This window comes from Achromobacter sp. ACM02 (assembly GCF_014851605.1).
Lineage (GTDB): Bacteria > Pseudomonadota > Gammaproteobacteria > Burkholderiales > Burkholderiaceae_B > Achromobacter > Achromobacter aegrifaciens.
Window position 1 is genome coordinate 86,603 of the sequence record NZ_JACUZY010000013.1, and the last position, 13,658, is coordinate 100,260.

Annotated in this window: 13 protein-coding genes; 7 read left to right on the forward strand and 6 right to left on the reverse strand. The window is 65.7% G+C overall.

Annotation, left to right across the window (positions count from 1 at the left end):
* Positions 1-16: 16 nt before the first annotated feature.
* The 5 genes from IB258_RS29015 to IB258_RS29035 all read left to right on the forward strand — a co-directional run bounded on the left by IB258_RS29015 (position 17) and on the right by IB258_RS29035 (position 5,063).
* Positions 17-1,219: a pyridoxal phosphate-dependent aminotransferase gene (locus tag IB258_RS29015; RefSeq protein ID WP_192353540.1), complete on the forward strand. Its 1,203-nt coding sequence runs from the start codon at positions 17-19 to the stop codon at positions 1,217-1,219.
* A gap of 30 nt (positions 1,220-1,249) precedes the next feature.
* Positions 1,250-2,434 carry an acetylornithine deacetylase gene (gene argE / locus IB258_RS29020; protein WP_192353541.1) on the forward strand — a complete coding sequence of 395 codons (1,185 nt, stop codon included), beginning with the start codon at positions 1,250-1,252 and terminating at the stop codon, positions 2,432-2,434.
* Between the two features lie 41 nt (positions 2,435-2,475).
* On the forward strand, positions 2,476-3,792 hold the full coding sequence (locus tag IB258_RS29025) for an MFS transporter (RefSeq protein ID WP_225590547.1): 1,317 nt from the start codon (positions 2,476-2,478) through the stop codon (positions 3,790-3,792).
* Positions 3,793-4,025: 233 nt separating this feature from the next.
* Positions 4,026-4,673 carry an OmpA family protein gene (locus IB258_RS29030; protein ID WP_054457545.1) on the forward strand — a complete coding sequence of 216 codons (648 nt, stop codon included), beginning with the start codon at positions 4,026-4,028 and terminating at the stop codon, positions 4,671-4,673.
* Positions 4,674-4,742: 69 nt separating this feature from the next.
* The gene (locus IB258_RS29035; protein ID WP_119451434.1) at positions 4,743-5,063 is read left to right on the forward strand and encodes a 4a-hydroxytetrahydrobiopterin dehydratase; all 321 of its coding nucleotides are present in this window, start codon (positions 4,743-4,745) and stop codon (positions 5,061-5,063) included.
* Here IB258_RS29035 and IB258_RS29040 read toward each other — a convergent pair.
* The 6 genes from IB258_RS29040 to IB258_RS29065 all read right to left on the reverse strand — a co-directional run bounded on the left by IB258_RS29040 (position 5,060) and on the right by IB258_RS29065 (position 10,089).
* Positions 5,060-5,548 carry a MarR family winged helix-turn-helix transcriptional regulator gene (locus tag IB258_RS29040; RefSeq protein ID WP_175213804.1) on the reverse strand — a complete coding sequence of 163 codons (489 nt, stop codon included), beginning with the start codon at positions 5,546-5,548 and terminating at the stop codon, positions 5,060-5,062. The two genes, IB258_RS29035 and IB258_RS29040, sit on opposite strands and share 4 nt — an antisense overlap.
* Positions 5,545-5,772, reverse strand: coding sequence for a hypothetical protein (locus IB258_RS29045; protein WP_054457542.1), 228 nt, complete (start codon positions 5,770-5,772; stop codon positions 5,545-5,547). The genes IB258_RS29040 and IB258_RS29045 overlap by 4 nt, the downstream gene beginning before the upstream one ends.
* Positions 5,769-7,394: an FAD-dependent oxidoreductase gene (locus tag IB258_RS29050; protein WP_192353542.1), complete on the reverse strand. Its 1,626-nt coding sequence runs from the start codon at positions 7,392-7,394 to the stop codon at positions 5,769-5,771. Before IB258_RS29050 ends, IB258_RS29045 begins: the two co-directional genes overlap by 4 nt.
* Before the next feature lie 122 nt (positions 7,395-7,516).
* Complete coding sequence (locus IB258_RS29055) at positions 7,517-8,215, reverse strand: DUF6776 family protein (protein ID WP_054457540.1); 699 nt, start codon at positions 8,213-8,215, stop codon at positions 7,517-7,519.
* Positions 8,216-8,362: 147 nt separating this feature from the next.
* A complete protein-coding gene (gene murU, locus IB258_RS29060; RefSeq protein ID WP_192353543.1) occupies positions 8,363-9,049 on the reverse strand; it encodes an N-acetylmuramate alpha-1-phosphate uridylyltransferase MurU in 687 nt (228 codons plus the stop codon).
* Positions 9,049-10,089 (reverse strand): aminoglycoside phosphotransferase family protein, encoded by a 1,041-nt coding sequence (locus tag IB258_RS29065; RefSeq protein ID WP_119451437.1) that lies wholly within the window; start codon positions 10,087-10,089, stop codon positions 9,049-9,051. The genes murU and IB258_RS29065 overlap by 1 nt, the downstream gene beginning before the upstream one ends.
* A gap of 169 nt (positions 10,090-10,258) precedes the next feature.
* On the opposite strand from IB258_RS29065, the gene IB258_RS29070 reads away from it, so the two are divergent.
* Both IB258_RS29070 and IB258_RS29075 read left to right on the forward strand, forming a co-directional pair.
* The gene (locus tag IB258_RS29070; protein WP_054457537.1) at positions 10,259-12,619 is read left to right on the forward strand and encodes an LPS-assembly protein LptD; all 2,361 of its coding nucleotides are present in this window, start codon (positions 10,259-10,261) and stop codon (positions 12,617-12,619) included.
* A partial coding sequence (locus IB258_RS29075) for a peptidylprolyl isomerase (RefSeq protein WP_192353544.1) occupies positions 12,616-13,658 on the forward strand: 1,043 nt, incomplete at its 3' end. The genes IB258_RS29070 and IB258_RS29075, both read left to right, overlap by 4 nt.

Below are 13,658 nucleotides of genomic sequence, written 5' to 3' on the forward strand. Positions count from 1 at the left end.
CAAGTCAGGAACAGGCATGAATACAGCAGTATCTACCGGCGGCGTCACGGCGAGCGCGCGCGCCAGCGTGCAGAGCTTGCGTTCGTCGCAAATCCGCGAAGTCGCCAATGCGGGCATGGGCCGCGCCGACGTGCTGCCCTTCTGGTTCGGCGAACCCGATGAGCAGACGCCGCCCGCGTTCCGCGACGCGGCCATCGCCCACATCGCTTCCGGGCAGACCTTCTATGTACAGACGCTGGGCGTGCCTGCGTTGCGCGAACGCCTGGCCGGGTATGTGAGCGGGCTGCACGGTCAACGTGATGTGGACAACATCGCAGTCACCAGCTCGGGCACGTCGGCGCTGATGACGGCCGTGCAGGCCATCGTGGGCGCGGGCGATCACGTGGTCGCCGTGACGCCCTTGTGGCCCAACCTGGTGGAAATGCCCAAGGTGCTGGGGGCGCGCGTGACGACGGTTGCGCTGTCGTTCTCCGAGAGCGGCTGGCGCCTGGACCTGGACGCCTTGCTCAGCGCCCTGACACCGGACGTGCGCGCGCTTCTGGTGAATTCGCCGAACAACCCGACGGGCTGGGTGATGACCGCCGAGCAGCAGCGCGCGGTGCTGGAGCACTGCCGCAAGCACGGCATCTGGATCATTTCCGACGACGTGTATGAACGCTACTACTACGAAGGCGCGGTGGCGCCCACCTTCCTGGACATTGCTGCGCCGGACGACCGGGTGGTCAGCTGCAATTCGTTCTCCAAGGCCTGGCTGATGACCGGCTGGCGCGTGGGCTGGGTCGTGGTGCCGCGCGGGCTGCTGCCGGAAATCGGCAAGCTGATCGAATACAGCAACACCTGCACGCCGGGTTTCGTGCAGACCGCCGCGCTTTGCGCGCTTGAACAGGGCGAGCCCGTCATCGCGCGTACCGTGCAGCGGCTGCGGCTGGCGCGCGACCATCTGGCGTCGAAGCTGTCGCAGGTGCCCGGGGTTGAACTCGCGGGTGCGGCGCCGGGGGCGATGTACACCTTCTTCCGCATTCGGGGCGTGTCGGACAGCCTGGTGTTCTGCAAGGATCTGGTCGTGCGCGGCGGGCTGGGCCTGGCGCCGGGCATGGCGTTCGGTCCCGAGGGCGAGGGCTATCTGCGATGGTGCTATGCCAGCGCGCACGAGCGCCTGGATGAAGGCGTGGCTAGACTGGCGCGCTTTCTGGATGCGGCGCGGAGCAAGGCTGCCTGAGCGCCAGGCCTCAACCTTAGGGTACGACCCATGAATACTGCAGAGCTTCCCCGTTCCCTGGAATGGATAGAACGGCTGGTGCGTTTCGACACGACCAGCCGCCTGTCCAATCTGGGCTTGATCGAAACGGTGCGCGACCACCTGGCCGCGACCGGTCTGGCGCCCCGATTGATCTACAACGCCGACGGCAAGAAGGCGAATCTTTTCGTGACCGTGCCTGCCGCGGACGGCGGCACCCAGGGCGGGGTGGTGCTGTCCGGCCATACCGACGTGGTGCCGGTGGACGGCCAGGCCTGGAGCAGCGATCCGTTCGCGCCCGAGGTGCGCGATGGCCGCCTATATGGCCGCGGCACTTGCGACATGAAGGGCTTCATCGGAACCGCGCTGGCCATGCTGCCGTCATTCACGTCGCGGCGTTTGCGCGTGCCGCTGCATCTGGCGCTGAGCTATGACGAGGAGGTCGGCTGCCTGGGGGCGGACATCATGCTGCGTGAATTGGCCAAGCTGGATATCCGCCCCGATAGCTGCATCGTGGGCGAGCCCACCGAGATGCGCGTCATTTCCGCCCACAAGAGCAGCAATCTGTACCGCTGCACCGTGCATGGGCACGCCGCGCATTCTTCGTTGACGCCGCGCGGCGTCAACGCGATCGAATATGCGGCGCGCGCCATCTGCCACATCCGCGACATGGCCGACGCCCATCGCCAGAACGGCCCTTTCGACCAGGACTTCGAGGTGCCGTACACCACGGCCAACACCGGCACGATCTCGGGCGGCTTGTCCGTCAACACGATCCCGGACCGTTGCCAGTTCGAGTTCGAATTCCGCACCATCCCGGGCGTGCTGGCGCCGGACGTGATCGGCGGTTTGCGCCGCTACATCACTGGCGAGCTGCGCGACCGCATCAAGGCGGAGAACCCGCAGGCCGACATCGAGCTGGAAGCGCTGGCCGAGGTGCCCGGTTTCGATACCGCCGCCACCGCCGAGATTGCGCGGTTGGCGCAGGCGCTGACTGGCGCGCGCGGCACCGAGAAGGTGGCGTATTGCACGGAGGCCGGCCTGTTCCAGCGGGCCGGCATGACGGCGGTCATTTGCGGTCCCGGCAATCTGCAGCAGGCGCACCGGCCGGACGAGTATGTCGCGCTGTCGCAGATCGGCCTGTGCGAACAGTTCATGGAAAAGCTGGCGGGCCATCTTGCGATGGCCGGCCAATGAGTTGATCGATCGTTAATTTTTAGAAAATAACAGAGGGAAAAATGGCTTATTCGGAGAAGACAACGTGGAATGCGGCCGCCGCCGGCCGCAGCAAGGCGGCGCCGGCAGGCGACCGGCGCACCCAGGCGCGGCGCGCGGTGATCGCCGCGTCCATCGGCAATGCGCTGGAGTGGTTCGACATGATCGCGTATGGCACCTTCGCGCTGATCATCGCCAAGCTGTACTTTCCGTCCGCCAGCGAGAGCTCCTCGCTGTTGCTGGCGCTGGCCACCTTCGGCGTGTCGTTCCTGATGCGGCCGCTGGGCGCCATCGTGTTGGGCAGCTATGCCGACCGGGCGGGCCGCAAGGCGGCGCTGACGGCGTCCATTTTCCTGATGATGATAGGCACGCTGATCATCGTGGTGGTCCCCACGCATGCGCAGATCGGCGTGGCCGCATCGATCATCATCCTGGTCGCCCGGCTGATCCAGGGCTTTTCGGCGGGCGGGGAATTCGGCAGCGCCACGGCCTTCCTCATAGAATATGCGCCGGACCGGCGCGCCTATTACGCCAGCTGGCAGGTCGCCAGCCAGGGCGCGGCGATCCTGCTGGCGGCCTTGTTCGGCGCGGTGCTCAATGCGACGCTGACCCAGGCCCAGCTGGAAAGCTGGGGCTGGCGCATTCCGTTCGTGTTCGGCCTGCTGATCGCGCCGGTGGGCTACTACATCCGCCATCACATGGATGAAACGCCGGAGTTCAGCGCGGCAGAGGCATCGGCTTCGCCGTTGAGCGACATGTTCGCGGGGCAGAAGCTGCGGCTGCTGGTTACCGTTGGCTTCGTGGCGCTGGGCTCGGTGGGCAACTACCTGGCCCTGTACATGCCTACGTACTCGATCCGCCAGTTGGGTCTGCCGCCTACCATCGGCTTTCTGGCGACGCTGGTCACGGGCGTCATCATGACGGTAGGCGCGCCCTTCGTCGGCGCGCTGGCCGACCGCATCGGACCCGCGCGCATCATGATGGCCGCGGCCCTTTCGACCGCGCTGCTGTGCTATCCCTTGTTCTATCTGCTGGTGTCGTATCCGACGGTGGGCGTTTTGATGATCGTCCAGGTCATCCTGGGCATCCTGGCGACGGCGTACTTCGCGCCCATGCCGGCGCTGATGTCCGCCATCTTCCCCGTGCAGGTGCGCACCACTGGCCTGTCCCTGGGCTACAACATTGCAGTGACGATCTTCGGCGGCTTCGCGCCATTCATCCTGACCTGGCTGATCGCGACCACCGACTCCAAGCTGTCGCCCAGCTATTACCTGCTGGCCATTGCGCTCATGGCGATGGTGTCGCTAAACGTGGCGCGCCGGACGTTCCAGCAGCGTTAGGCGCCGGGCGCCGGCCTTCGCATCGGAGGCCGGCCGGCGGCGGGTGGAATGTAGCCCATTGTTGCGGGCCTGAGCGTTTTTCCGCCCAGGCTGCGGCCGTGTTCCACAGCGCGGCCGCACTATCTTCAGGACCTTCCTGATAGTACAAAATGTTGCCTGCCTCCCTTCGTGTGCTTGCTAGCATGGTCTGGCCGGAATGATCCGGCACACCGACGGAATAAGTGGAGGTTGCCATGAGCTCAAGAACAATATTCAACCGGATCGCAGTCGTTGCGGCGGCGGGTGCATTGCTGGCGGGATGCGCCACGCAGCAGCAGACCAATACCGCCGTGGGCACGGGCGCGGGGGCGGCGATCGGCGCCGGCATCGGCGCCTTGATCGGCCACGGCAAGGGCGCGGCCATCGGCGCCGGCATCGGCGCGGTGGCGGGCGGCCTGGTTGGCTACAACTGGAAGGTCGTCAAGGAAGACGTGCAGAAGTCTGGCGCTTCGTCGCTGGGCATCGACGTGGTCGAAATGCCCGACGGCAGCCTCAAGGTCAACATTCCCAGCGGCGTGTCGTTCGATACCGACAAGACGCAGCTCAAACCCGCGCTGTTGCCGGTGCTGGACAGCGTGGCGCGCTCGCTCAACCAGCATCCTGAACTGCGGGCCAAGGTGGTCGGCCACACGGACAGCACGGGCGCCCTGGCGCATAACCAGACCTTGTCGGTCAACCGCGCCAAGAGCGTGACCGACTACCTCAGCAAGCAGGGCGTGGCAGCGGGCCGCCTGACGGTCGAGGGCCGCGGGCCGAACGATCCGATCGGCGACAATGCGACCGCCGAAGGCCGCGCGCTGAACCGCCGGGTGGAGATCTACCTGTACGCGGTCCAGCAGTAAACCTGGGCCAGCCCAGTGTCCGAGGCGGCTGGCGCAACGTGCCGCCGCCTGTTTTTTTTGGAGTCCGTCATGAGCATGTTCCCTCCCGCCCGCATCGGCACCGATACCGCCGTGGCCGCCCTGTCTGGCTGGCAGGCCGTGGCGATGCGCGACGCCATCGAAAAGCGTTTCCGCTTTCCCAATTTCAATGCGGCATTCGGCTTCATGACGCGCGTCGCCATGTTTGCGGAGAAGCTGAATCATCATCCGGAATGGACCAACGTCTACAACCGCGTGGACGTGACCTTGACCACCCACGACGCCGGCGGCGTGACCGAGCTGGATGTGCGCATGGCGCAGTTCATGGACGAGGCGGCAGCGCAATTGGGCGCCACCGCGCCCAAGGCTTAGGGCGCGTTTCCTGGCGGCGTGGGCGGGAGCGGCTCTTCCGAGCCGTCCGCGTCGGGCTGCAAATGGCTGTTCACGCGGTCCAGCATGTCGCCCAGCAGGAGCTGCTCGTCGGCGCTGAGGCAGCCGAAGATCTCTTCATTGCGGCGGGCGATCAGGTCGATGACGCGCTGGTATTGCACCAGGCCTTCCGGGGTGGGCGCCAGCACCACGCCGCGTCCATCCGAGGCGGACATGGTCTTTTCCACCAGGCCGCGGTCCACCAGCGCCTGTGCTGAGCGGCTGGCCTGGCCTTTGTTCAGATTGGCCGCCAGCGCCAGATCGTTGACCGACAAGGGCGCGTAGCGGCCGATGGCCGCCAGGCAGCGCGCCTCGCCCAGAGGAATCCCGCATTCTTCCAGATAGGCGCGATTCGTGTCCCTGTCCGTGATCTTGTTGAGCACGTGCAGGCGGTAGGTCAGGAATCGTTCCAGGGCGGGCTGTTTCACGTCGGGCGGGCAGGGGCGGAGGCGGGATAGTGTGCCACAGGGCCGTTGGCCAGGCAGGCGGCTTCCGCCTGGGCCAGCAGCGCGGCGGCGTCGCGCGCATCGCTCACGCGGGCCAGCAGCGACAGGCTCAGGATCGACAGGAAGAGCGACGCCTGTTCTTCGCCGACGCGCGTCAGGGTCTGCGCCATGGCGGTATAGACCTGGTCCAGTTCATCGTTGTTCATGCTAGCTCTTCCTTGTGCGCGTCCAGTGCGATCGAGGGGTAGTAGGGCTTGAGCGCGGCGCGCAGGGTGGCGGCCGAGGGGGCAATCCAGCGTCCCAGGACGTAGCCGTCGGGCCGCAGCAGGTAGACGGCGCCGGCTTGCGCGCCGTAGCGCTGGCGTAGCTGCCCGTGCGGGTCCTGCAAGGCATCATCGCCCGTCTTCAGCACACGCAGCGGCTGGGGCGAGTTGCGAGTGGCGGCGGCCAGGGCGTCCAGTTCGGCCGCCAGAGCGGTGTCGGGGGCCAGCGCCAGCGCGACGAAGCCGGCGCCAAAGCATGCGCTGAGATGCAGCGGCGCGCCGCGATCGTGCAGCAGCGCTTCGGGCGCGGGCTGGCCGGGCGCGGCGGTTGCGCCGGCCTGCGGCGCGCCGTCATCCAGGTTCAGCGGCGAGGCATCGTAGGAGATGGGCGCCGATTGCCGCGGGTTGATCAGCTGGCGCACCCGCTCATCCGTCAGCGCCAGGTGCAGGGCGGCCTCGCGCATCAGGCGGAATCCGAAGTCCGGCGGGGCCATGAATTCGGTGCTCTTGGCGCCATAGGTCAGGTTCTGGCGGGTGGCGTGGACGCGCTCCACGCTGTAGCTGTCCAGCAGGCTGTCGGGAGCCTGGCCTCGCAGCACCCAGGCCAGCTTCCAGGCCAGGTTGCCGGCATCGTCCAGTCCCGAGTTCAGGCCCCGCACGCCGAAGATCGGCACCAGGTGGGCGGCGTCGCCGGCGAACAGCACGCGTCCGTGGCGGTAGTTTTCCAAGGTCAGGCACTTGGCGTTGTAGATGGAGATCCACAACGGCTTCCAAGGCGCGGTTTCGCCGATCATGTCCAGATGGCTTTGCACGCGGGGCAGCACGTTCTCGGGCTTTACGGCCTCTTCGGGGTCCTCGTCGTCGCGGATCTGGTAGTCCACCCGCCACACGTTGCCGGGCTGGCGGTGCATGAGCAGGGTGGAGCCGGGATTGGAAGGCGGATCGAACCAGGCCAGGCGCTCCACGGGGCGGCTGGACTCCTGTTCGATGTCCACGATCACGTAGCGTCCTTCGTACTGCATGCCTTCCAGCTTCAGGCCCATGGCCTCGCGTACGGTGCTGCGGCCGCCGTCGCAGGCGATCAGCCAATCGGCGCGCACGGTCTGGCGGCCGCCTTCGATGTCCACTTCAGCCGTGACGCCGTCCGCGTCGGCGCTCAGGCCGGCAAGCCGCGCCGACCAGCGCAGCTCGGCCAGCGCCGGATGGCGCTGCATGGCCTGATGGGCGTACTCCTCCACGGCGTATTGCTGGATGTTGACCATGGGCGCGTAGCGCTGCAGCGGATCGTGCGGCATCTCGAAATGCAGGACTTCGCTGTTGCGGAAGTAGCTGCGGCCGCCGGTCCAGGCCAGGCCGGTGGCGGTCAGGGGCTGGTCGGCGCCGACCCAGCCCATGATTTCCTGCGACCGCCGCGAGATGCAGATGGCGCGGCTGCCGCTGCAATAGTCGTCGTCGGCCTCCAGGGTCAGCGAGGGGATGCCGTATTCGGCAAGCAGGGCGGCCAGCGTCAGGCCGACGGGGCCGCCGCCGGCGATGAGGACGGGAACGTGCGCGGGGAGCGGCATGCTGTCTCCAGAAATTGGTTGTTTACGCAACTATATGCTTAAGAGGTTGCGTGCGCAACCATATTTTTGGGGCAAAAAAAAACCCGCCGGATCAGGGCGGGTCTTCGGGCGCGGCGTATCTATCAGTTGCGCACGTAATAGATGCGCATCGCCTGCTGCTTCTGGGCGCCGTCCAGCACGCGCAGCACCACGACCTTGGCAGTGAAACCGTCGGGCAGCTTCAGTTGGCCCAGGGCGTAGTCGTAACGGTCGACGTTCAGGGCGGGGCCTTCCGGCGTGACGGTGGCGGCGCGGCCGTTGGGGTAGGTGCCGTCGATGGAGAAGGTCAGGGTGCCCTTGAACGGCGCGCCCTGGCGATCCTCGCGCATGACCAGCACCTGGTAGTCCAGCAGACCGGGCGCGCGCTTGAAGGTGGCCGAGCGGATGCCCAGGTTGCCGCCGCGCGGGTCGGCGGGCATGGCGTCCTGGAACAGCACCAGTTCCTTGTTCAGCGTGTCAATCTTGCTGCGGGCTTCAGAAAGGTCGGCGGTCAGCTTTTCATGGCCGGACTTGTTGGCGTCGCGTTGTTGGGTGGCTTCCTCAAGCTGGCTTTGCAGGCGCTGGCGCTCCAGGTTGGCGGTGCTCAGTTCGCTGTGCAGCTGCTCGGATTGCTCCACGGTCAGGCGTTGCGGGCCGTAGTTGGTCTGCAGGAAGAGCACGCCGCCGGCGCCCAGGGCGATGCCCACCAGCAGCAGGACCAGCCAGCGCGGCATGCGGCGCGTGCGTTGACCGGGCTGGTATACGGAAGGCTTGAATACAGCCCGTTGCGATCTTCCAAACATCCCCATTCCTAGAAAACTTCCTGTGTGTTTGCTCGCCCGCGCGCTGCGTGCGCAGGTCAAAGCGCTAGAGAATACCCCGTTAGCCGGGACCGTTGGGTGCGCGGACAAGCCTGGTTGCGCACCTTGATATTGTGAAATATGTGGACATCAGCGTGCTTGGCCGGTGAGCTCGGCATCCAGGTCGGCGAGCCGCTGCGGCGTGCCGACATCCGTCCATTTGCCCTGGTGGCGCGCGCCGCGCACCAGGCCGCGGGCCATGGCTTGCCGGAGCAGAGGCGCCAGGGGCGCTGCCGCGCCCCGGGGGACGTCGGCGAACAACGAGGGATGGTAGACGCCGATGCCCGCAAAGGTCAAACGAGGTTCGCCCTGGGCATGGACGCTGCCGTCGGCATCCAGGCGGAAATCGCCAGCCGGATGCTGGGGCGGGTTGTCCGCCAGCAGCAGCCAGGCGCCGCCTTCAGGCAATGTGCGCGCCAAGCCTGCGGCCGCGGCGGGGTCCCAGTCGCACCAGACGTCGCCGTTGACGACGAGGAAGGGCTCGTCGCCCAGCAACGGCAGCGCCTGGACGATGCCGCCGGCGGTTTCCAGCGCGGAGGTTTCGGCCGAATAGCGGATCTGTACGCCGTATGTGCTGCCGTCGCCCAGCGCCTGCTCGATTTCGTGGCCGAGCCAGGCGTGGTTGATGACCACGTCGCGGATGCCGGCGGCCGTCAGCCGCCGCAGGTGCCAGACGATGAGCGGCTGGCCGCCCACGGACAACAGGGGCTTGGGCAGGCGGTCGGTGAGGGGGCGCATCCGTTCGCCGCGGCCCGCCGCGAGGATCATGGCCCGCATCAGAAGGTGTATCCGACGCTGACCTGGCGGTCGTCGAGCTTGTCCAGCAGGCGCAGCAGCGGCGTGAAGACGCCGTAGCGCTGGGCCACCTGGCGCACGTAGCCGTTCATGCGCGGAATGTGGGCCAGGTAATGCGCCTTGCCATCGCGGTGATTCAGGCGGGCGAACACGCCCAGGATGCGCAGGTTGCGTTGCAGGCCCATCCATTCATAGGCGCGGTGGAACTCCGCGAAATCCGAGTCCACCGGCAGGCCGGCCGCCCGCGCCATTTCCCAATAGCGGATGGCCCAGTCCAATTGCTGGGGTTCTTCCCAGGTCGTGCGGGCATCCGTCACCAGGGAGGCCAGGTCATAGGTGATGGGGCCGGCCAGCGCATCCTGGAAGTCGATGATGCCCGGGTTCGGTCCGTACTTCGGCTGGTCGCAGACCATCAGGTTGGGCGAATGGTAGTCGCGATGCACCAGCACCTGGGCCTGTCCGCCATTGCTCGCGGACAGCAATGCGAAGATCTTTTCCAGCGCGTTTGCGGTCTTGTCGTCCAGCGTCACGCCGTGATGCTTCTGCACGTACCACTCGGGGAAGAGCTTGAGTTCGTCAGCCAGGCGGGCGGTGTCATAAGTGCCCAGGCCGGCAGTGGAGGCCTGTTGCAGGCGGACCAGGGCGGCCAGGGCCTCTCGATACAGCGTTTGCAGTTCGCTGTCCGGCAGTCCGGCCTGAATGCGCTGGTAATAGGTCTGCTCGCCCAGGTCGGACAATAGCAGCAAGCCCTGGTCCAGATCCTGCTCCAGCACTGCAGGCACGTTCAGGCCGACGTCCGCCAGCAGACGGTCCACGTGCAGGAAGGGCCGGCAATCCTCGTGTGCGGGCGGGGCGTCCATGACTATCAAGGTGCGCTCGCCGGCGTCCAGCCTGAAATAGCGGCGGAAGCTGGCGTCGGCTGACGCCGGACGCAGCGTGTCGATGGCCAGGTTCAGGCTGGCGGGCAGGCCGCCCAGCCAGTGGCGGATCTGCTCCAGGCGGGGGTCGTGATCGTTTTTCAAGGAAGATCCGTGTCAGAAAGGCAATATTGCTGAGAATTGTGTCCCGAGCACATAAGTCTGGGCCTATGGCGCGGCTTCTCTATAATACCGGCTCGTTTCCGTTAGCATTGGCCCTCCGTGGGTGCCGGTGTCGCGTTCCCACCATCGTCAAAAAGGGCTGTTTTCACTCGTGCGCAAGGTTCGATGGTTGATCCTCTCTGCTGTCAGTGTCGCCGCCGGAGCCGTCCAGGCCCAAGGTAGCCAGGGCAGCGCTCCCGCCGCGTCGTCGACCTCGGCGACTCCCGTGTTGCGCACCTCGCCGGGCCTGCGGATCCACCGCCTGCCGGACGACAGCATTCCCGCCTTCATGGAGGCGGACAGCATTGATGGCGATCCCGACTCTGACCTGACCCTGACGGGCAATGCCCAGGTGCGCCGCATCGACAGCGTGATCAAGGGCGACCGCATCAACTACCGCAAGGACACAGGTGAAGTCGACGTGCAGGGCAGCGCGCGCATGATGCGCGACGGCACCCTGGTGATCGGGCCGAATGCCAAGTTCAACGTCGACAAGTCCTCGGGCGAGATCGAAAAACCCAATTTCTGGATGGGCGCCAACGGCGGCTTCGCCGTCGCCGAGCATGCGGACATCTTCAGCCGCTCGCAGATGCGGCTGCACACGGTGACGTACAGCGGCTGCGCCTGCGAAACGCCGTCCTGGTACATCAAGGCCAATACCGTCGACATCGACTTCGATGAGAATGAAGGTGTGGCCCGCAGCGGTGTGCTGTATTTCAAGGACGTGCCCATCCTGGCGTCGCCTTACATGACCTTTCCGGTCAAGCGGGAGCGCAAGTCGGGCTTCCTGATGCCGACCTATGGCACGACCAGCCAGGGCGGTTTCGATTTTTCGATTCCGTACTACCTGAATCTGGCGCCGAACTATGACATGACCGTGCAGCCGCGCTACTTCTCCAAGCGCGGGCTGCAGTTGGGGGGTGAGTTCCGCTATCTCGGTGGCTCCTATAGCGGCATCCTGGATGGTACGTACCTGCCCAACGACAAGCTGACCGACAGCGACCGCTGGATGTACTGGTGGCGCCATCAGCAGATCCTGCCCTACGGCTTCTATGCGGATTGGGATGTCGCGAAGGTATCGGACGACAACTATTTCCGCGACATTTCGCAGTTGGGCCTGAATCAGGCTTCAACGACCTATTTGCCCCAACGCGCGCGGGTGGGTTGGTCGTCCGCGTCGGGCTATTGGAGCGGGTATGCGCAGGTCTACAAGTACCAGACGCTTCAGGATCCCGACGCGCCGCTGGCACCGCCGTATGACAAGGAACCAGAGCTCTCCTTCCGTGGCGCCCGCTATGACTGGGGAGGCTTTGACGTCGACTGGACTTCCACGGCGGTGCGCTTCCGCAGATCGTTGTTCGAAGGGCAGCGACTCGGACCTGATGGCAATCGCTTCCAGACCTATCCGACGGTTTCCTACCCCATCGTCAAACCGGGCTGGTTCATCATCCCGAAGGCTGGCGTAAATTACACCCAGTACGACACCGACTGGTACAACCTGAGTCCGGGCACACCGCGCTCGCAATCGCGAACCGTACCGATCCTGTCCCTGGATTCCGGCCTGGTTTTCGAACGGGATACCACGCTGTTCGGCAAGGCCTCCACGCAGACACTAGAGCCTCGGTTGTACTACCTGTACGTGCCGTATCGTGACCAGTCCAAGCTGCCTGTCTTCGATACGGCTTTGGCGGACTTCAGCTTCTCGCAGGCGTTCGAAGAGAACATCTATACCGGCGGCTGGGACCGCATCGCGAACGCTAACCAGTTAACCGCTGCTTTGACGACGCGTTGGCTGGATGCCAACACCGGTTTCGAGCGCATGTCCTTGGGTGTCGCGCAGCGGCTGTATTTCGCAGACCAGAAGGTGACGCTTCCCTACGAGACGCCACGCGAGAACGTGCGCTCCGACTTCCTTTTGGGGGCGAGCGCGGCTCTCACCGACACGCTTAGCACCGACATTGCTGCGCAATACAATCCCTACGACAGCAACTGGTCGCGCGGCTTGATCAGCGCGCGCTGGTCGCCGCAGCGCCTGACGACGGTGGCCGTGTCCTACCGCTACCAACGCGATCCCCAGCCCGGCGTCCAATATCAGGCGCAGGGTCAGAATCAGGTGAGCCTGGCCATGCAGTGGCCGTTCTCCAAGCGCTGGTACGGCGTCGGGCGCGTGGACTACTCGCTGCGCAGCGGTCCGTCCAGCACGCTGGCCGGCACGATGGACTCGCCTCGCGTCACGCAGGCCATTGCCGGCCTGGAGTACAAGGGAGATTGCTGCTGGGTGGGCCGCATGGTCTACCAGCGATACGCGGTATCCGCCACGGACGCCAACTCGGCACTGTTCTTCCAGCTTGAACTGACCGGTCTGGGTTCCCTGGGAACCGACCCGATGAACCTGCTGAACAGAAGTATCCCCGGCTACACGCGTGTTACGCCGCCTGTGCCCACCGGGACCACATTTGAAAGGTATGAATGATGCGTAGGTTGCACTCTTTGCGCCGCCTCTCTGGCAATGCGCTGCTGTTGGCCGTGTGCGCCGGCTTGCCCGTGGCCCATGCGGCCGAGCAGGGCGGCAAGGCCGCGAACAATGGCGCCAAGCCGAATTCCGCCGCGCAGAAGAACGCTGCGCCCGCGCCGCAGCGCGAGCAGTTCGTCGATGGCATTGCTGCTGTCGTGGACAAGGACGTGATCACGCTGCGCGAATTGCGCGATGCGTCGTTGCGCATTTCGAGCGAGCTCAAGACCCGGGGCATCCAGGTGCCCGATGATCAGACCTTGCAGCATCAGGTATTGCAACGCCTGATCATGGAGCGCGTGCAGCGCCATGAGGCGGATCGCCTGGGCATACGCGTGGATGATGCGCAAATCGACCAAGCCATCCAGACCATTGCGTCTCGCAACAAGATCACCGTGGCCCAGCTACGCCAGGAAATCGAAAGAACCGGCACGAGCTGGGACGGTTATCGCAAGTCGCTGCGCGACGAGATCCGCACGGATCGCCTGCGTCAGCGCGCGGTGGATTCCACGATCGTGATTTCCGACGCCGAAGTCGACGCGTTTCTGAAGGACCAGCGGCGCAATCCGGCGTTCGGCGCCGCGCCGCAGGCAGCCCCGCAACCGCAGGCCCAGCCGCAGCCCGAACCCCAACAGGCCGCTGCGCCGTCGGGCCCGATGCTCTACGCCCTGGCCCAGATTCTGGTGCGCGTGCCGGAAGGTTCGTCGCCCGAGCAGCTGGCGGTGCTGCGCAAGAAGGCCGAAAGCCTGCTGGCGCAAGCCAAGCGTGGCGATGACTTCGCCAGCCTGGCCGCCGCGGCCTCGGACGGTCCCGAAGCCTTGCAAGGCGGCGTCATGGGTGTGCGCCCGCTGGACGGCTGGCCCGACCTGTTTGTTCAGGCCGTCGGCAATCTGCAAAAAGGCCAGGTCAGCGGCCTGATCCAGAGCGGCAACGGTTTCCACATCATCAAGGTGATGGACCGTGGCACCGCCCAGCCGGCGCCCGCCCGCACGGCCCGCGC